This window comes from Bradyrhizobium sp. URHC0002, from assembly GCF_054059515.1.
The window spans coordinates 2338779-2356103 of record NZ_JBSSCF010000001.1; the positions used below are offsets into that span (position 1 = coordinate 2338779).

19 protein-coding genes are annotated in these 17325 nt (G+C 61.5%); 12 read left to right on the top strand and 7 right to left on the bottom strand.

All coding sequences use genetic code 11. From position 1 onward, the window contains the following. Entirely contained in the window at positions 1–570 is a 570-nt protein-coding gene (locus ACVWVY_RS11130; protein WP_456626415.1) for a histidine phosphatase family protein, read from the top strand. Here ACVWVY_RS11130 and ACVWVY_RS11135 read toward each other — a convergent pair. From ACVWVY_RS11135 to ACVWVY_RS11160, 6 genes are all read right to left on the bottom strand, one after another. Then, positions 567–869 carry a hypothetical protein gene (locus ACVWVY_RS11135; RefSeq protein ID WP_456626416.1) on the bottom strand — a complete coding sequence of 101 codons (303 nt, stop codon included), beginning with the start codon at positions 867–869 and terminating at the stop codon, positions 567–569. The genes ACVWVY_RS11130 and ACVWVY_RS11135 overlap by 4 nt on opposite strands. A gap of 93 nt (positions 870–962) precedes the next feature. Then, a complete protein-coding gene (locus ACVWVY_RS11140) occupies positions 963–1283 on the bottom strand; it encodes a hypothetical protein (RefSeq protein ID WP_456626417.1) in 321 nt (106 codons plus the stop codon). Between the two features lie 284 nt (positions 1284–1567). Continuing rightward, positions 1568–2356, bottom strand: a complete 789-nt coding sequence (locus ACVWVY_RS11145; protein ID WP_456626418.1) for an SDR family NAD(P)-dependent oxidoreductase — start codon at positions 2354–2356, stop codon at positions 1568–1570. A gap of 163 nt (positions 2357–2519) precedes the next feature. Next, entirely contained in the window at positions 2520–4196 is a 1677-nt protein-coding gene (locus tag ACVWVY_RS11150; RefSeq protein ID WP_456626419.1) for a methyl-accepting chemotaxis protein, read from the bottom strand. A 218-nt stretch (positions 4197–4414) separates the two neighbouring features. Beyond that, positions 4415–6082, bottom strand: coding sequence for a methyl-accepting chemotaxis protein (locus ACVWVY_RS11155; protein ID WP_456626420.1), 1668 nt, complete (start codon positions 6080–6082; stop codon positions 4415–4417). 227 nt (positions 6083–6309) lie between these two features. Further along, positions 6310–6807: a winged helix-turn-helix transcriptional regulator gene (locus ACVWVY_RS11160; RefSeq protein WP_456626421.1), complete on the bottom strand. Its 498-nt coding sequence runs from the start codon at positions 6805–6807 to the stop codon at positions 6310–6312. Positions 6808–6916: 109 nt separating this feature from the next. On the opposite strand from ACVWVY_RS11160, the gene ACVWVY_RS11165 reads away from it, so the two are divergent. The 7 genes from ACVWVY_RS11165 (at position 6917) to ACVWVY_RS11195 (ending at position 10942) form a co-directional block, all read left to right on the top strand. Beyond that, on the top strand, positions 6917–7570 hold the full coding sequence (locus ACVWVY_RS11165; protein WP_456626422.1) for a glutathione S-transferase family protein: 654 nt from the start codon (positions 6917–6919) through the stop codon (positions 7568–7570). 14 nt (positions 7571–7584) lie between these two features. After that, on the top strand, positions 7585–7953 hold the full coding sequence (locus ACVWVY_RS11170; protein WP_456626423.1) for a nuclear transport factor 2 family protein: 369 nt from the start codon (positions 7585–7587) through the stop codon (positions 7951–7953). A gap of 221 nt (positions 7954–8174) precedes the next feature. Further along, positions 8175–8591: a YciI family protein gene (locus ACVWVY_RS11175; RefSeq protein WP_456626424.1), complete on the top strand. Its 417-nt coding sequence runs from the start codon at positions 8175–8177 to the stop codon at positions 8589–8591. 82 nt (positions 8592–8673) lie between these two features. Next, complete coding sequence (locus ACVWVY_RS11180; protein ID WP_456626425.1) at positions 8674–9093, top strand: YciI family protein; 420 nt, start codon at positions 8674–8676, stop codon at positions 9091–9093. Between the two features lie 40 nt (positions 9094–9133). Then, on the top strand, positions 9134–9499 hold the full coding sequence (locus ACVWVY_RS11185) for a hypothetical protein (RefSeq protein ID WP_456626426.1): 366 nt from the start codon (positions 9134–9136) through the stop codon (positions 9497–9499). A 123-nt stretch (positions 9500–9622) separates the two neighbouring features. Next, complete coding sequence (locus ACVWVY_RS11190; RefSeq protein WP_456626427.1) at positions 9623–10345, top strand: TetR/AcrR family transcriptional regulator; 723 nt, start codon at positions 9623–9625, stop codon at positions 10343–10345. A gap of 108 nt (positions 10346–10453) precedes the next feature. Continuing rightward, positions 10454–10942 (top strand): DUF2852 domain-containing protein, encoded by a 489-nt coding sequence (locus ACVWVY_RS11195; RefSeq protein ID WP_456626428.1) that lies wholly within the window; start codon positions 10454–10456, stop codon positions 10940–10942. A 307-nt stretch (positions 10943–11249) separates the two neighbouring features. On the opposite strand, the gene ACVWVY_RS11200 is transcribed toward ACVWVY_RS11195, so the two are convergent. Further along, on the bottom strand, positions 11250–13166 hold the full coding sequence (locus ACVWVY_RS11200; RefSeq protein WP_456626429.1) for an AI-2E family transporter: 1917 nt from the start codon (positions 13164–13166) through the stop codon (positions 11250–11252). Between the two features lie 438 nt (positions 13167–13604). On the opposite strand from ACVWVY_RS11200, the gene ACVWVY_RS11205 reads away from it, so the two are divergent. The 4 genes from ACVWVY_RS11205 (at position 13605) to ACVWVY_RS11220 (ending at position 17258) form a co-directional block, all read left to right on the top strand. Then, on the top strand, positions 13605–14369 hold the full coding sequence (locus tag ACVWVY_RS11205; RefSeq protein ID WP_456626430.1) for a serine O-acetyltransferase: 765 nt from the start codon (positions 13605–13607) through the stop codon (positions 14367–14369). A 636-nt stretch (positions 14370–15005) separates the two neighbouring features. Then, on the top strand, positions 15006–15719 hold the full coding sequence (gene tolQ, locus ACVWVY_RS11210) for a protein TolQ (RefSeq protein ID WP_456626431.1): 714 nt from the start codon (positions 15006–15008) through the stop codon (positions 15717–15719). Positions 15720–15756: 37 nt separating this feature from the next. Further along, positions 15757–16233 (top strand): biopolymer transporter ExbD, encoded by a 477-nt coding sequence (locus ACVWVY_RS11215; RefSeq protein WP_456626432.1) that lies wholly within the window; start codon positions 15757–15759, stop codon positions 16231–16233. 47 nt (positions 16234–16280) lie between these two features. After that, positions 16281–17258 carry a cell envelope integrity protein TolA gene (locus ACVWVY_RS11220; RefSeq protein ID WP_456626433.1) on the top strand — a complete coding sequence of 326 codons (978 nt, stop codon included), beginning with the start codon at positions 16281–16283 and terminating at the stop codon, positions 17256–17258. The last annotated feature ends 67 nt before the right edge of the window (positions 17259–17325 follow it).

Below are 17325 nucleotides of genomic sequence, written 5' to 3' on the forward strand. Positions count from 1 at the left end.
ATGAATGCCCCAACAAATTTCTGGCTGATTCGCCACGCGCCGGTCGACGGACCGCGCGGGGTGATTCACGGTCCCGACGCGCCGGCCGATCTCGGCGATGTCGCAGCCTTTGCTGCGCTCAAGGCAAGATTGCCGGGAGGCGCATTGGCGGTGTGCAGTCCGGCGCGCCGCACGCGGGAGACGGCCGAGAGACTGGGGCTCGCTGCGGTCGAACAGGCCGCGTTTCGCGAACAGGACTTTGGCGCATGGACCGGACGGCGTCACAACGAACTCGAGAGCGAGCTCGGCCCGGCCTATCGCGAATTCTGGAAATCGCCGGCGAGCAACCGGCCGCCCGGCGGCGAAAGTTTTGTCGATCAGATCGCGCGCGCGAGCGCTGGGCTTGCGCTGCTGCCCGCAGGCGAGGCGATTCTCGTCGTGCATTCCGGCACCATCCGCGCCGTGCTCGCCATCGCGCTTGATCTTGCGCCCGAGCAGGCGCTGCGTTTCGTGATCGATCCGCTTTCGCTGACGCGTATCGATCGGCTTGCCGACGGCTGGCGCGTGGTTGCGGTCAACCAGAAGGATTAGTGACGCAAATCCATGGCGGCGACACGGTTGATGTCGGCCAGCCGCCGGTCGGCATTCCCGTCGAAATCCAGGCTGGCCACCGTATCGAGCAGGCGTCCGTAGGCGCGGTCGGCGACCGCAACCGGCAAGGGTTCCTCATCGAAGGCATCGATGTAGCTGCCCACGATGCTCTTCAGCAGCCGGCACATGGCGCGTTGCCCGGGGTCGCCGTTGCCGAGATCATCCAGTTTTTGCTGAAAGGTGCGGAAGGTCCGCAAGCCGTGGTGCTGCTGCGAAAGCCACGTATGCAAGTCGTTCATAAGAGCCTCTTCAAGTCATGAGAAGAAGCTACCGTTCTATACAGTCGCAGCCGCCGGCGGACAAATGCTGTTTCTGCAGATGTCCGCTGCCAATTATGCAGGCGCGTGATCGCGGAACCGCTCAGGCCGTCCTGTTTTTGAGGGCGCGCCGACGATCGCGGTGAGAACCGCGCCGGCAACGCCGCCGCCGGCGACCTGGCCTATGATGCTGCCGATATCGGGCGTCGAGGCGCTATTGGCCAGCAGCGGAATCAGCATGCCAAGAAGCTGCCCGCCGGCACCGCCGCCGATGGCGCCCGCGATGGTATTTCCAAGCGTGCCGAGATCGATGTTCTTGGCCGCGCCGCCTGCGACATTGCCGCCGATGGCGCCGCTGACGATCTGGATGATCAGGTTGATGAGCATTCCCGACATGACACGTCACTCCCGAGGATCCGGTGTGAAGTTTTGGCACAGGCAGGGCGCCGGACCATCGCCGCGCCGACACAACCTAAGCGTTTGCGACGTGAAGGTCACGCTGCGCCAGCGAAGGGCGCCATGGCGCCCTCAAGCGAAATGGATTCCGGATTACGTGAAGAAAACGCGTCAAATCAAGAGCCTGGAGCTTCGGGTCTGATTCAAGCAGAATCGATTATGCACCAGCAATTTTTGTTTGCCGCGTTTCCATCGCCCCACTCCTGGGGAAGAGCGAGGAAGAATTACCCGTTCCGCCGCTGGCCGCGCAGCGTCGGCAGGCCGATGCCGGCGGCATCAAAGCCGCCGTCGACGGCGAGGACCTGCCCGGTGATGTAGCTCGAACGATCGCTGCACAGGAAGAAGATCGCTTCCGCCAGCTCCTCCTCGAGGCCGTAGCGATTGAGCGGAATGGCGTCGTGATAGTCGGCGCGGATTTCCGGCGTATGGACCTGCTTGGCCATCGCGGTCTCGACCGGGCCGGGCGCCACGGCGTTGACGCGAATGCCGAGAGAGGCCAGTTCGACCGCGAGCTGTTTTGTGAGATGCGCGAGCCCGGCTTTGCTGGTGCCGTAGGCCGAACGCAGCGTAGAGGCGCGCACCGCCGAGATCGAGGTGATGTTGACGATCGCGCCACCGCCATGTTCGCGCATCAAAGGCGCTGCCGCCTTGGTGCAGATAAACGGCCCGGTGAGGTTGACCTGCAGGATGCGGCTCCAGTCTTCGTCGGAAGTGTCGAGCAAAGGCGCGAACACCGCGATGCCGGCATTGTTGACCAGCGCGTCGAGCCGGCCGAAGCGCGCGCTCACCGACGCCATGGCGTTCGTCACGGCCTTGGCATCGGAGACGTCGCAATGCAGCGCCAGCGTGTTATCCGGGTCGGCGAGGCCAGCGACCGCGCCGCGCAGCAACTCGCCCTCGATGTCGAGCAGCGCCACCCGCCAGCCCTCGGCGAGAAATCGTTTCGCCGTCGCAAGCCCGATGCCGCGCGCGGCGCCGGTGACGAGAGCAATCTTTTGCGGGGAGGCGGGCATGGGCGGGTCCGTTGGCGAGAGAAAGAATTTCCCGCTCCTATAACCCAAGCCCTGTGCCGTGTCCCGGCTGCGGTGCAGAGAAATTCAATGCAGATTCGGGCAGGTCCGATGCGATACGGAAAACCTCCCGTATCGGGTTAATGCGCCTGCCGATGGCGAAGCGTTACCGCTGCGCGATCGCTTTTGCTTCGGCGGCGGCGCGCTGCATGCTGGAGGACATCTCGCCGGTGACGGTGCTCTGTTCCTCGACCGCGGCCGCGGTGGCGGTGACATATTCGCTGACGCCCTGGATCGCCTGCTTGATGCTGTCGAGCGCGGATACGACGTCGCCGGAGATACCGTTGAGATTGCTGATCTCCTGCCCGATCTTGTCGGTCGCCTGCTTGGCCTGGGTGGCGAGGTTCTTGACCTCGGACGCCACCACGGCAAAGCCGCGCCCGGCCTCGCCGGCACGCGCCGATTCGATCGTCGCGTTCAGCGCCAGAAGGTTGATCTGGCCGGTGATGCTGCCGATCAGTTCCACAATGCCGCTCATGGCCTGCGCCGCTTCGTTCAGGCGCTTGGCCTGGGCGTCGGCCGCCTCGACCCGCCCGACCGCGGTCGACGCCGTCTCGCGCGATTTGGTCATGGCTTCGGAGATTTCCCGCACGGACGCGTTCAGTTCCTCCGCACCGGCGGCAACCGATTCCATCATGCCGCGCACGCGCTCGTTGCCCATGCGCACCAGCACCTGCGCGGTGGTGTCGGTGGCGTATTTGACGACCTTGAACGGCTTGCCGTTGAGATCGAGGATCGGATTGTAGGACGCCTGGATCCAGACTTCCTTGCCGTTCTTGCCGATCCGCTTGTACTCGGCCGCCTGATATTCGCCGCGGTTGAGCGCCGCCCAGAATTCGCGGTAGGCCGTGCCGTCACGCTCGGACGGATCGACGAACATGCTGTGGTGCCGGCCGCGGATCTCGTCCAGCGCGTAACCGACCGTCTTGAGGAAGTTCTGGTTGGCGCCGATGATGGTGCCGTCCATGTTGAATTCGATCACGGCCTGCGACTTGCTGATCGATGCGATCTGCCCGGCGAGGTCGGCTGTCGCCAGTTTCTCCTTGGTGACGTCGGTGGCGAATTTCACCACCCGGAACGGTTTGCCCTTTTCGTCGAGCACCGGGTTATAGGAGGCGAGGATCCAGACTTCTTTGCCACCCTTGCCGATCCGCTTGTACTCGGCCGACTGGTTTTCGCCGCGGTTGAGGCGCGCCCAGAACTCGCGGTAGGCCGCGCTGTCGCGCGTCGCCTGCTCGACGAACATGCTGTGATGCTTGCCCTGGATTTCGGCGAGCGTGTAGCCCATCGCCTGCAGGAAGTTTTCATTGGCGGTGAGGATGGTGCCATTCATCTCGAACGCAATGACCGCCTGCGCGCGGCTGATCGCAGCGATCTGGCCGGCGTCCTCCATGCTCTTGATCTTGCGCGCGGTAATGTCGGTCGCAAACTTCACGACCTTGACCGGCTTGCCGCCTGCGTCGAGCACCGGGTTGTAGGTCGCCTGGATCCAGACCTCCCTGGCTCCCTTGCCGATCCGCTTGTATTCGGCGGCCTGGTATTCGCCGCGCTTGAGCGCCGCCCAGAAATCACGATACGCCGCGCTGTCGCGCTCCGACGGATCGACGAACATGCTGTGATGCTTGCCCTGGATTTCGCCGAGCGAGTAGCCGAGGGCTTTGAGGAAATTGTCGTTGGCGGTGAGGATGGTGCCGTCCATCCCGAACTCGATCACGGCCTGCGAGCGGCCGAGCGCGTCGGCGAGCGACTTGTCTGCGGAGGAATTTTTGAGAAGCTGAAACACGAAAAGCCCCATCCGGTTGCAGTGAAATGATGAGGCTGTCGACCAATCGCTTTCCGAGCCTCGCTGCCCGGCTTTCACGTTTGATCAAAGAAAAAAAGAATGCGTTAACGCTGTTCTCCGTAGGATGACGGAGAACAACATCGCAAGGCCGTGCGGACTTAAGGATGTCTCCGCACGGCGCTAAACGCGGTGCGAGCGCCGTGCTGCCGATTAGCGCATCATGACAATTCCGCCGAAGCGCGGTGCATGTTGTTCGACATGTCCTGCGTCACGATGCTTTGCTCTTCGACGGCCGCGGCCGTGGAGGCGATGAACTCGTTGACGCCGGCAATCGCCGCCTTGATGGCGGTCAGCGATCCCGCGACATCGCCGGCCACGCCGTTGAGCGATTCGATTTCCTTCGAGATCGTGTCGGTGGCGTGCTTGGCCTGGTTGGCGAGATTCTTGACCTCGGACGCGACCACTGCAAATCCCCGCCCGGCCTCGCCGGCACGCGCCGATTCGATCGTGGCGTTGAGCGCCAAGAGGTTGATCTGGCCGGTGATGTTGCCGATCAGTTCGACGATCCCGCTCATCGCCTGCGCCGCAGCGTTGAGCTTCTGCGCCTGCTGGTCGGCGGCGTCGATCCGCCCGGTCGCCTGGGCTGCGTTCGCCTTGGACTTGCTCATCGTCTCGGAAATCTCGCGGATCGACGCGCTCATCTCCTCGCTGCCCGCCGCCACCTGCTCGATCAGGCCTCTGGCGTTCTCGGCCTTCCTGCGCATCAGCGCCTGCACGGTGACGTCGGTGGCATATTTGACGACCTTGAACGGCTTGCCGTTGAGGTCGAGGATCGGGTTGTAGGATGCCTGAATCCAGATCTCGCGGCCGCCCTTGGCAATGCGCCTGTATTCCGCCGCCTGGTACTGGCCACGGTTGAGCTTGTCCCAGAATTCGCGATAGGCCGGCGCGTTGCGCTCGGCTGGCTCGACGAATATGCCGTGATGCTTGCCCTGCACCTCGCCGAGCGTGTAGCCCATCGCGCCGAGGAAGTTCTGGTTGGCGGTACGGACGGCGCCGTCCATGTTGAACTCGATCACCGCCTGCGACTTACTGATAGCGGCGATCTGGCCGCCATTGTCGGCGGCCTTCAGCTTCTGTCCGGTGACGTCGGTCGCGAACTTGACGACCTTGAACGGCTTTCCGGCTTCGTTGAGGATCGGATTGTAGGTGGCGAGGATCCAGATCTCCTTGTCGCCCTTTCCGAGGCGCTTGTACTCGGCGGCCTGAAACTCGCCGCGATTCAGCCTGGCCCAGAATTCGCGGTAGGCGGCGCTGCCGCGATCCTCGGGCACGACAAACATGCTGTGGTGCTTGCCCTCGATCTCGGCGAGCGTATAGCCCATCGCGCGCAGGAAATTGTCGTTCGCGGTGACGATGGTGCCATCCATGTTGAATTCGATCACGGCCTGCGCGCGGCTGATCGCCGCGATCTTGCCGGCGTCTTCCATGCTGTGGATCTTCTGTGCTGTGATGTCGGTCGCAAACTTGATGACGCCCGTGGGCCTGCCGCTCCCGTCGACGATCGGGTTGTAGGAGGCCTGGATCCAGATCTCGCGGCCGCCCTTGGCGAACCTCTTGTATTGCGTGGCCTGGAACTCGCCGCGGTTCAGTCGTGCCCAGAACTCGCGATAGGCCGTGCTCTCGCGCTCGGCCGGGTCGACGAAGATGCCGTGATGCTTGCCCTTGATTTCATCGAGCGTGTAGCCCATCGCGTCGAGAAAATTCTTGTTCGCCGTAACGATGGTGCCGTCCAGCTTGAACTCGATCACCGCCTGCGATTTGTTGATGGCGGCGGCTTGCGCGATTGCATTTCGAACCAATGATTTGTTTTGAAAATTGAACAAGTCTCCGCTCCATTCAAAAAAATCGAAAAGGAATAAATTGTGGAGTTTTGCTACTTTTCCTAGGTTGCGGAATGCAACTTAACGTTTCGTGAAGCATGCGGGGCTCGGCGCGCATCGCTGCGACAAAATGCGAAAAAAATTCGTCCACTTAACATTTGTTGGATCGCGTATGCATGCGAGCATGCACAGCGATGAGAGGCGCTCCGTAGTCCTACGGCCTCGAGGACTTACTTTCGTTTCACGACGCTCTCGTACGCCGCCTGCAATCGCTCGCCGACGGATGGACTGATTCGCTTGCGCTGCTTCGCGCCGAGATGGCTTTCGCGCAACTCATCCATGAACTCGGCCCATAGTTTCGGTCCGCCCTCGCTGAGCAGCCGCGCGCGAATGCCAAGCTCCTTGCTGACGGGAAGATATTTGTAACCCCAGGCCGCCATCTGCGCGAGAACCGGCAACAGCTCGATGCCCTGTTCCGTCAGCGAATAGATTCCCTTCTGCTTGTGCGTGGGATCGTCCTCGCGGGTGATGACCCCTTCGTCGAGCAGGGTCTTCAGCCGATCGGCGAGGATGTTGGAGGAGATGCCTTCCTCCGATTTGGTCAGGAGCTCGCGAAAGTGCCGGCGGTTGCCGAACATCATGTCGCGGATGATGAGCAGGCTCCATTTGTCGCCGAGAACTTCCAGCGAGAGATTGATCGGGCAGCCGGAACGCTTGATGTCGGTCATGTTCGGTTCCAGACGGACGGTCGGGGCGTCCTAAAAAACTGCTTGCAACATTGCATCAGTAATATCAGGATACAACCAGTTGCAAATCGCAATCAGTATGGAGTTGCCCATGTCGCTGACGCTGCATTTCCACCCGCTGGCCTCGTATTGCTGGAAGGCGTTGATTGCGCTGTACGAGAACGACATACCGTTCACGCCGAACCTGGTCGATCTCGGCAATCCGGCGGAGCGCGCCGCGCTGGTGAAGCTGTGGGGAATAGGCAAATTTCCGGTGCTGCGCGACGACGCGCGGAACGAGACCGTGCCGGAATCCAGCATCATCATTGAGTATCTGGACCGCCACTATCGCGGCCCCACGCGATTCATTCCCGATGATGCCGGTCTTGCTCTGCAGACACGGCTGCGCGACCGCTTCTACGATCTCTATGTGCATTTGCCGATGCAGAAGATCATGTTGAACCGGATGCGGCCTGCGGACAAAAGGGATCCACAAGGCGTCGAAGAGGCCCGGGCGCAACTGCGGACGTCCTACGCCATGATCGAGCAGCAGATGGCAAATGGCGGGTGGGCGATGGGCCAGGATTTCAGCCTCGCCGATTGCGCCGCGGCGCCGCCGCTGTTCTACGGCAGCATGGTGGTGCCGTTCGAGGAAACGCAGAAGAATCTTGCGGCCTATTTCGAGCGGCTGAAGGCGCGGCCCTCGTTCGCGCGCGTGATGAAGGAGGCGGAGCCGTATTTCCAGATGGTGCCCAAAGCGTCCTAAGGGAGGAGCGTTGAATGGCGTTCGCCAGCAGGGCGGATATGATCCGTGCCATCTTTGCGGCCTATCTCGCCAGCGACCGCAAATTCGTCGAGGATGCGTTCAGCGACGATTTCCGCTTCACCAGTCCCTACGACGACAATATCGACAAGGCGACCTATTTCGAACGGTGCTGGAAGGGCAGCGACTGGATCGAACGGCACGAGCTGGAGCGGATTTTCGTCGAAGGCGATGAAGCCTTTGTCACCTACCGCTGCATCGCCAAGGGCGGCAGGACGTTTCGCAATATCGAATTCTTCGTCTTCGAGGGCTTCAAGGTGAGACGCATCGACGTCTATTTCGGCGCGACTTACGACGATGGCGCCTTCGTCAAACAACCCGGGTAGCCCGCGGACGTGCCCCTCATGGGGAGGATGTCTTCGCGCGCCTCCTCCCGAGTGAGCACAAGTGCGCTCGTCCGGGGACGAGATCCGAATATCCGGCGGCCGAACAATTACTTCAAAAATAATTTTCACTGACATGTCGGCGGCGTAGAAGCCCGCTCGTCTTGTTGACGAAGGCCGACGCGACAGTAGCCGGCCCAAAAAGATCAAACCGGAGAATAACGATGCGATTCATGGTGATTGTGAAGGCCAGCAAGGATACGGAAGCAGGCGTGATGCCGAGCACGGAACTGCTGACCGCGATGGGCCAGTTCAACGAGGAACTGGTGAAGGCCGGCGTGATGGAGGCGGGCGAGGGCCTGCATCCGAGCTCGAAGGGCGCGCGGATCAAGTATGGCAGCGGGCAGGGCGGCGTCCGCCGCGGCCCGTTCCCTCTCTCCGGCGATCTCGTCTGCGGCTTCTGGCTGATCAACACCAAATCGCTCGATGAAGCGGTCGAATGGATGCAGCGTGCGCCGTTCGGCAATGGCGACGAGATCGAAATCCGTCAGGTGTTTGCGGCGGAAGATTTCGGCGAAGCGCTCACCCCTGAGCTGCGCGAGCAGGAAGAGCGGCTGCGGTCCCAGGCTGCGAAGAAGTGACGTTCGTCGCTCTCCCTCGCATTCCCCGGTGCGCATTTGCGCACCGGGGAATGACGACAACTTGAAAAAAGGGAAACCCACCATGCGATTCATGATGCTGATGATCCCCCTGGGCTATGAGACCGCGCCGCCGGACGTCCAGCTCGACCCTGAACGGGTCAAGGCGATGATGAAATACAACGAGGCGCTGAAGGACGCCGGCGTACTGATCGCGCTCGACGGGCTGCATCCGCCGTCGATGGGCGCGCGGGTTTCCTTCGCCACCGGCAAGCCCGTCGTCACCGACGGGCCCTTCACGGAGGCCAAGGAAGTGCTCGGCGGCTACTGGATGATCGACGTGAAGTCGCGCGAGGAGGCGATTGCCTGGGCGAAGAAGTGCCCGGCCTCCGAGAACGAGATCATCGAAATCCGCCAGGTGCAGGAGATGGCCGATTTCTCCGAAGAGGTGCAGGAGGCGGCCAAAGGTCTTGCCGAGCTGCAGGGCAGAACGGCGCGCCGCTAAGTCGAGAGTTTACCACCAACCGCATGGGAGAAGTAATCCAATGAGCACCAGCGATACGTTTCTCGCCGTCTTCCTCGGCAGCAAGACCAACGCGAAAATGGCGGCCTGGAACGCGCTGCCGGAGGCTGAGCGGCGCGGCAAGGAGCAGCAGGGAATCGCGGCGTGGAAGGCATGGGTCGAAAAGCACCAGGCAGCGATCGTCGAGCTGGGTGGCCCGCTGGGCAAGACCAAGAGGGTTGATTCAAGTGGTGTTGCCGACATCAGCAACGAACTGGGGGCCTTCACCGTGGTGCGCGCCGCGTCCCACGAGGCGGCTGCGAAAATGTTCGAGAACCACCCGCATTTTGCGATCTTCCCCGGCGAGCGTGTGGAGATCATGCCGGTGCTCCCGATCCCGGGCGGTTAGACCGGCCGGCCGGTTGGAACCGTCCGGAATTGCGTTCCCCGCACGCCGTTAATCTTGATGAACGCCAGTTAACGGCCTCAAAACAAGTGACCTTTTCAGCCAGCTCATGTAAAAGCCTTTCACATGAGCTGGCGAAAGGACCAAGGCCGCGGCGAGCGTGGCTACCATCACGGTAATCTGAAGGAGGCGCTGCTGCAGGCAGCGCTCGGCCTGATCGCCGAAAAAGGCGCGGCCGGTTTCACCTTCGCCGACGCTGCGCGGATGGCCGGCGTCAGCCCCGCCGCGCCCTACCGACATTTCCGCGACCGCGATGAACTACTGTCCTCGATCGCCCAGCGCGGCTTCGAGCAGTTCGAAGCGCTGCTGACGCAGGCCTGGGACGACGGCCGCCCGGACACGGTCACGGCGTTCGAACGGGTCGGCAAGGCCTATCTCGCCTTCGCGCGCAACGAGCCCGCGTTCTATTCGGCGATGTTCGAATCCGGGCTTCCCGTCGATGCAAACCCTACATTGATGGCCGCCAGTGAGCGGGCTTTCGGCATCATCCGCGCTGCTGCCGAGCGGCTTGCGGCGCTGGCGCCGCCCGGCACGCCGCGGCCGCCGGCGATGATGATGGCGCTGCATATCTGGTCGATGGCGCACGGCGTGGCCTCGCTGTTCGGCCGCGGCGACGCGGCACGGCGCAAACTGCCGATGTCTCCAGAGGATCTGCTGGAAGCGGAAGTGCTGATCTATCTGCGCGGCCTCGGCTTCCCGACCGACCGCCGGCCGGAGCCAAAACCGCCGGGTCCGCCGCCGGTGCCGCCCGCCGGCGCGCCATCAGGTCCCTGGGGCACCCCAAAATAAATTTTCGAGGGTGCGACCGGCCGTCCGCTTGACAAAAACGTGGGATGGTTTAGGTATGTAAATGTTATTTACATTCACAACGGCGTGATCGCCGTGATGGAGAGGGAAATGGCCTACACCGCAGATGTCAATCGATGGCGCGGCCCAACGGAAGAATCCTATCGACCCCCGCATATGCTCGAGTCGCCCTGGCATCCCGGCTGGATCGCCGTGACGATCCTCGGCTTCATCATCTGGTGGCCGATCGGGCTTGCCCTTCTCTTTTTCACACTAGGGAGCAGAAAAATGGGTTGCTGGAGTCACCAGGATCGCTGGCAGAACAAGATGGAGCGGATGCAGTACAAGATGGAGCGGATGCGCGGCCGCATGGAGCGTCGCGGCTTCTCCGGCTTCGGCTTCGGTCCGCCCTCCAGCGGCAACCGCGCCTTCGACGAGTACCGCACGGAAACCTTGCAGCGTCTCGAAGAAGAGCAGGTCGAGTTCAGGAATTTCCTCGATCGCCTGCGTCACGCCAAGGACAAGGAAGAGTTCGACCAGTTCATGGCGCAGCACAAGCCGCGTCCGACCCCGCCGAACGACCAGCCCCAGCAGGGTTAAGCGCGACAACCGGATAGTCATTCAGCCTCGGGTATGATGCCCCCATGATGCCTGACGGCGGATACAGCCGCCCATCTGCGACACGCAGATGGGCGGTTTGTTTTTTTGTGCACCTGAAGTCGGGGGTGGCGCTGCTTCATCGAACAGATGTTTTCGCCGCCTCCTTTGCAGGATCGTGACAAAGGGTAGCTGCGCTGCATGAGTCCGGCATTGGACCCAATTCGGACCTCGAATTGGTTTGACTGCCGGTTACGAGCGGCGGCCGCGTCTGCGACGCTCCGCAATCCAAACGCGCAAAAGATTCGTGCTATGCGACCTTGGCCCGACCCGACGCGTCAATCGTTTGCTCGGAAGTCACTTGGACTATTGCTTCCAACGTGGCACCGAATGACCCGCCCGTTACCAGCGCATTGGAAGCGTTTTCCACCGGCTCTACGGCCTCCGTTCCCAGTAAAGCGAACAGGATACGGGTTCCGTCAATCCTTCTACCGAGCCCTCGAACGGCGTGCTGAATCTTGGCGGCGGACGGCTGACTCAGGTAGCAGACGCATACAAGCGCAGTGTTCGCCAATTCGAGCGAAAGCAATTTCGACATTGATAAAGCGTCAGCCTTTTCCGCTATTGCCTTAATCCCGCGGTTCCGCAGGAGCTGCGCCAACACGAGCGCCGTCGCCTCGTCCAATCGTCCAGCTCCAGGAATGCAAACGACCGAAAGCGGCGAGGTCGGCTGCTCCTGAATCACGGCGTGTCGCGAGCTTGCTTGCTCGAGTGCGATGGCAGCTCCCGGGCTTGAGCTTAGATCTGGAGCCCCAGCTTCTGGTGCTGCCACGTCATGGTATGCCTCCAGCTCAGCGACCAATTCTTCGACCGTTGAGACGACCCGACTTAATCGGTCTTCATCGAGGTGACCCAATTGACGGTCGGCCTCCGCGAGTCTCAGGCCTTTCAAGAGGATGGCGTCATAATAATTCTCAAGCGACGCATCACTCAGATATTCATGCGCCTGCTCCACCGCTTCAACGGGATCTCCCGCCAGCATTCGTTGGTAAGCCAGTTGCGGCGGCGTCAGCGGAGGTCGGTCGCCAAGCATGACGTCAAGGAATTTAAGGCGATCGACATGCCGCCCAAGGACGACAAGACAAATTGTCAGGGGCGTGGCCAACACCAATCCGACCGGCCCCCAAAGCCAGGTCCAGAATGACGCTGACAGGATAATTGCAACCGGGGAAAGTCCCGAGCTATGCCCAAAAATCAAGGGTTCGAGGACTTGTCCTGCGAGCAGCTCCAGGACGACGAACAATGCCGCCGTAAGGATCAACATCTGCCAGCCCGAGCCGACCGCCGCTGCGAGAATGAGAGGGAATACCGCAGATATCAATGCACCGATATACGGTACAAATCGCATGATCATCGCGACCAGCCCCCATAGCGGAGCCGAGGGGACACCGATGAATTCAAGACCTATGCCTATCGCAAGACCGAACACGGCATTGAACGCGATCTGGGTAAGAAAGAGCTTGCTCAGACGCTTGCCGGCGTCGTCCAGGGCCGCGGTTGTCCGTTGAATGTCCGCTGATCCGGCTAGTCGGACCAGCCGATTTCTCAGGTCCTCCCGTTGCAGCAGGACAAAGACAACAAAGATCACGACGATCCCTGTCGTCGTTAAAGGTGAAATCAGTGGCTGGATGATTGCGCCAAACGTCGACAAAGCACCAGGGTCAGGTTGCCTTACCTCGACGGGTATGGGTGTCAGCTTATCTGACGGCTGTCTGGTGAGTTCGCTGTCAGCAGGTCGACCGGCCGCATCTCGATGTTGCAGCTCTGTCTTCAATTCCTTGAGAACTGTGGACGCCTGCTCCAATGTTCCAGAGCCGCCCATTAAGCCGCGCAGGCTTTCGATCTTGTCGCTCAATGTTTGTTGATAGCCAGGCAGCCTGGCGGCAAGGCGGGTCGCCTGCGAAACCATAAGACCGCCCAGACTGAATATGATCGAGAATCCGATGAAGACGACCACCAGCACGGAAATCGTGCGCGGAATTCGCCAGGAGCGTAAGCGCATCACGAAGGGCGCTAAAACGAAACTCAAGAGAAGTGCTAACGCGAAGGGAACAAAAATTTCGCGACCGAAATAGAGCGCAGCAATGATCAACGCTGCGACGGCCATATTCGTCAGCACGGTCCCCCGCGGCTGGGCCAATCTTATCTGAGGAGACTTCTCTTCCATGGGCGCGGCTCATTCATCCCGTACGTGGGTGAATTCCCTTCGCGACAAAAACAATCTTACAACGAATTAGCTGGTTCCGACAGTGGACCTTAACGGCGGTTGGCAAAATGAGACCTGGGTTCCACATTCTGCGGTCCCGTTCGAGACGCGAATTGGCGAGGGCTTGCAGCCAGAAGGGGTGGAACCCGGTTCGCCTAAGCAAGCGGCCTCGCGATGCCTGCTCTGTGGGATAGAACGGCGGTGGCTTGCTATGACCTGCGTCGCCGATTGCCGGAAGCAAAAGCCTTGCGTTGGCCGTTTCAATCCATAAGACGTTTCCGCTTTTGGGCAGGAAACGGGCGTCGCGGAACATCCTGGGATGTCCATCCTTGAATAGACGTCTGGCGTTATTCGACAGCCGGAATATGCTACGAGCCAGCGCTAATCCAGGACGGCGTCATGATTCAGAGTGAAATTTCTGTCGATCAGCTCTGGCGAATGATCCGGCGTGAAGCCGAAAGCGCGGTGGCGCGCGATCCGGTATTCGGCGTGGCGCTGTCATCGGCGCTTCTCGATCATTCAGACTTCGCTCACGCGCTGGCGCATCAGGTCGGCGAGCGGCTCGGCAAAAGTCTGGCGGATCGCCGGCAGTTTGCGCAGCTCGCCTTTGATGCGTTCGGTCGCGCGCCCGATCTGATCGATGCGGCGAGCCGCGACCTACAGAGCATCGCCGTTCACGATCCCGCGACGACGGCGCTTCTGCCGCCGCTGTTGAACTTCAAGGGCTATGTCGCGCTGCAGGCCTGGCGCGTCTCCAACTGGCTGTGGCGCCAGCACCGAAGCGATCTCGCGCTGCTGTTGCGGAGCCTGTCGTCCGATCAGCTTCAGGTCAGCATTCACCCCACAGCATCGATCGGAACGTCGGTGTTTCTCGATCACGCCACCGGCATCATCATCGGCGCCTTCGTCGTGATCGGCGACGAGGTGACGATCCTGCAGAACGTCACCATCGGCCGAAAGCATTCGGAGCCGGACCGCGCCCCGAAAATCGGCAAAGGCGTTTATCTCAGCGCCGGATCGACCATTATCGGCGGTGTCAGCATCGGCGATTTCGCCAAGATCGGCGCCGGCGCCATAATCGAGCATGACGTGCCGCCCGGCTGCACCGCGGTCGGCGTTCCCGTGCGGTTGACCAATTGCCCGGAGTCAAAGGTTTCCGCCTGAGCGCGTAGCCGTGGGTGGGCAAAGGCGCGTTAGCGACGTGCCCACCATCTATCGCCGATCGCGCATCGAAATGGTGGGCACGCTTCGCTCTGCCCACCCTACGAGACTGAAGCCTACGGCGAAGTCGTGTGGTTCTGACGCCGCGGTGCTGGCGTCACGTTCGCGAGAGGCGATGCGCAAGCTCGTTCAACCGTCATTGCGAGCGCAGCGAAGCAATCCACCTCTCCAACTTGCGGCGCTATGGATTGCTTCGCTGCGCTCGCAATGACGGGGAGGCAGAGACCGGCCGTCTCGAAGGGCGGCACCCCGGCCGCACCGTGGCATACCAGGTTCGTGGAACCCGGGCCCGAGCCCGCAACCGCCCGGCCTGCCTCGATTTGCGGCAGCCACATTTCCCTTTGGTAACCTAAAGTTAACCAAGCTTAGCGTCTGGTTAGGGACGGAATGACGCGCTGACAGCCCTCGTTTTGACATGTTGGCAGGGGAAGCAGGACCCGGCTTTCGGCGGGCCCCCCATGCGACACCAAGAGAGCTCTCGCGCTGGCGCATGACGCCGCGCCCGACGCGCGGCTGTGGTACCGGCAGCCGTTTGCTCCCGGAGGAAATAGGGACACTTGCGTTGAGAGGATACCGCCCATGAATCCCGCCGACGTGGCTCAGTCAGCTCTGCCGTTGGTCTCCGCCGACGTGTCGCTGATCGCCCTGTTCATGCAGGCCCATTGGGTCGTGAAAACCGTCATGCTTGGGCTGTTGGCCTGCTCGGTCTGGGTTTGGGCGATAGCGATCGACAAGATATTCCTCTATGGCCGCACCAAGCGCGCCATGGACCGCTTCGAGCAGGCGTTCTGGTCGGGTCAATCGATCGAGGAGCTCTATCGCGCGCTGTCGGCCAAACCGACGCAGTCGATGGCAGCGTGTTTCGTTGCGGCCATGCGCGAGTGGAAGCGCTCGTTCGAGAGCCAGACGCGCTCCTTTGCCGGCCTGCAGATGCGGATCGAGAAGGTGATGAACGTCTCCATCGCCCGCGAGGTCGAGCGGCTGGAACGAAGGCTGCTGGTGCTCGCCACCGTAGGCTCCGCCGGGCCGTTCGTCGGCCTGTTCGGAACCGTCTGGGGCATCATGTCGAGCTTCCAGTCGATCGCGGCCTCGAAAAACACTTCACTCGCGGTTGTGGCGCCGGGCATTGCGGAGGCACTGTTTGCTACCGCCATCGGTCTTATCGCTGCCATCCCCGCGACCATTTTCTACAATAAGTTCACGTCCGAAGTGAATCGGCAGGCGCAGCGGCTGGAAGGCTTCGCCGACGAGTTTTCGGCCATCCTGTCCCGCCAGATCGACGAGCGGGCATGAGGACGGCAAATGACGAGCGCATCGTGAGATCCAGATCATGGCGATGAACATGGCAGGTTCGGCTGGCGGTGGCGGTGGACGCCGCGGCCGGCGTCGCGCCGCCGTGATGGCGGAGATCAACGTCACGCCGATGGTCGACGTGATGCTGGTGCTGCTCATCATCTTCATGGTGGCGGCTCCCCTGATGACGTCGACCATCGATATCGACCTGCCGGTCGCCGGCGGCGGCAAGTCGCTCGCGGCCAATGCGCCACCGCTGACACTGTCGGTCAAGCGCACCGGCGGAGCGTGCAATTCGAACGTCGAGCTTTACCTCGGAGATACGCTGATTTCGGCCACCGACCTCTTGCCCAAGATCAAGGCGATCCGGGAGACCCGGTCGGAGGCCGAGAGCGTGGTATACCTGCGTGGCGACAAGGACGTCTGTTACACGGATATGATGAAACTTTTGGGGTATATTCGGACGGCGGGATTCAAGGCGAATATCGTCATCATCCCAGAGCAGGGCTCATGAGGCATGAAGCGGTACGCGACGGCTGATAGTGGAGCGGGAAAGCTCAAGTGAAGGTCAAGGTCGACAAGACGGTCCTGGCGTCGGTTGCCCTGCACGTTCTCGTGCTGGGGTGGGTGATGCTGTCGTTCTCGACCAAGGCGCTCGAAATGCCGCCGGAAGATTCGGTGCCGGTCGATGTGATTTCGCCCGACCAGCTTGCCAAGGTCATGGCCGGCACGAAGACCGGCAAGAAGGAAAATCCAAAGCCGCTGGCCGAGAAGGTCGCCGAAGCCAAGCCCGTGGACGATGCCGTCGGCAAGATCACCGAGAAGGCGCCGGTTGTGACCGAGACCGCGCCGCCGCCGCAGCCCAAGGTCGAGGAGAAGCCGGTCGAGAAGAAGCCCGACCTGCCGAAGGCCGTCGAGAACAAGCCGAAGGAAGAGCCGAAGCCGGCCGAGAAGAAGCCTGACCCGCCAAAGGCTGCCGAGAATAACCCGGTCGAGAAAAAAACCGAGCCGGTGAAGCCCGACCCGATCGCCGAGGCGATCAAGAAGGAAGAGAAGAAGCCGCCGCCGAAGCCGGTGCAGGCCGCCAAGCCGCCGGAGCCGCAGAAGCCGAGAATCGTCGAACGCCACTTCGATCAGAGCCAGATCGCCGCTCTTCTCGACAAGCGCGACCCGACGCGTCAGGCGGTCGCGAACGACACGCTGAACTCCAACGCCGCGCTCGGTCTTTCCAAGGGCACGGCGGCGGACAATTCCGCCACCTGGGGCTCGATGTTCCAGCGGCAGGTCGAGCGATGCTGGAAGAAGCCCTATGGCGGAATCGAGTCGCAGAAGCCTGAGGTCGCGTTTGCCATTCGTCTGAAGCGCGACGGCAGCCTCGAAGGCTCGCCGGTTCCGGAAGGCGTTCCGGCGACACCGTTCCTGCGCGTCTATCAGGAGAGCGCGTTACGCGCGATCATCGAATGCCAGCCGTACAAATTGCCGGCGGCCTTTTACGAGGAATGGAAATATTTCGCGCCGGTGTTCAAGGAAAAAGTCTAACGGTTTTGTCACGTGGCGGACACCTGTTGGCAATGACGGATATGAGCAAAGTTTGAAGCGATGACTG

Bases quoted from the DNA above. Each gene is read 5' to 3' on its own strand.
- ACVWVY_RS11200 (WP_456626429.1), bottom strand. From the start codon at position 13,166: ATGGAAGAGAAGTCTCCTCAGATAAGATTGGCCCAGCCGCGGGGGACC.
- ACVWVY_RS11185 (WP_456626426.1), top strand. From the start codon at position 9,134: ATGAGCACCAGCGATACGTTTCTCGCCGTCTTCCTCGGCAGCAAGACC.
- ACVWVY_RS11175 (WP_456626424.1), top strand. From the start codon at position 8,175: ATGCGATTCATGGTGATTGTGAAGGCCAGCAAGGATACGGAAGCAGGC.
- ACVWVY_RS11130 (WP_456626415.1), top strand. From the start codon at position 1: ATGAATGCCCCAACAAATTTCTGGCTGATTCGCCACGCGCCGGTCGAC.
- tolQ (WP_456626431.1), top strand. From the start codon at position 15,006: ATGAATCCCGCCGACGTGGCTCAGTCAGCTCTGCCGTTGGTCTCCGCC.
- ACVWVY_RS11145 (WP_456626418.1), bottom strand. From the start codon at position 2,356: ATGCCCGCCTCCCCGCAAAAGATTGCTCTCGTCACCGGCGCCGCGCGC.
- ACVWVY_RS11195 (WP_456626428.1), top strand. From the start codon at position 10,454: ATGGCCTACACCGCAGATGTCAATCGATGGCGCGGCCCAACGGAAGAA.
- ACVWVY_RS11140 (WP_456626417.1), bottom strand. From the start codon at position 1,283: ATGTCGGGAATGCTCATCAACCTGATCATCCAGATCGTCAGCGGCGCC.
- ACVWVY_RS11180 (WP_456626425.1), top strand. From the start codon at position 8,674: ATGCGATTCATGATGCTGATGATCCCCCTGGGCTATGAGACCGCGCCG.
- ACVWVY_RS11205 (WP_456626430.1), top strand. From the start codon at position 13,605: ATGATTCAGAGTGAAATTTCTGTCGATCAGCTCTGGCGAATGATCCGG.
- ACVWVY_RS11170 (WP_456626423.1), top strand. From the start codon at position 7,585: ATGGCGTTCGCCAGCAGGGCGGATATGATCCGTGCCATCTTTGCGGCC.
- ACVWVY_RS11160 (WP_456626421.1), bottom strand. From the start codon at position 6,807: ATGACCGACATCAAGCGTTCCGGCTGCCCGATCAATCTCTCGCTGGAA.
- ACVWVY_RS11215 (WP_456626432.1), top strand. From the start codon at position 15,757: ATGGCGATGAACATGGCAGGTTCGGCTGGCGGTGGCGGTGGACGCCGC.
- ACVWVY_RS11135 (WP_456626416.1), bottom strand. From the start codon at position 869: ATGAACGACTTGCATACGTGGCTTTCGCAGCAGCACCACGGCTTGCGG.
- ACVWVY_RS11165 (WP_456626422.1), top strand. From the start codon at position 6,917: ATGTCGCTGACGCTGCATTTCCACCCGCTGGCCTCGTATTGCTGGAAG.
- ACVWVY_RS11190 (WP_456626427.1), top strand. From the start codon at position 9,623: ATGAGCTGGCGAAAGGACCAAGGCCGCGGCGAGCGTGGCTACCATCAC.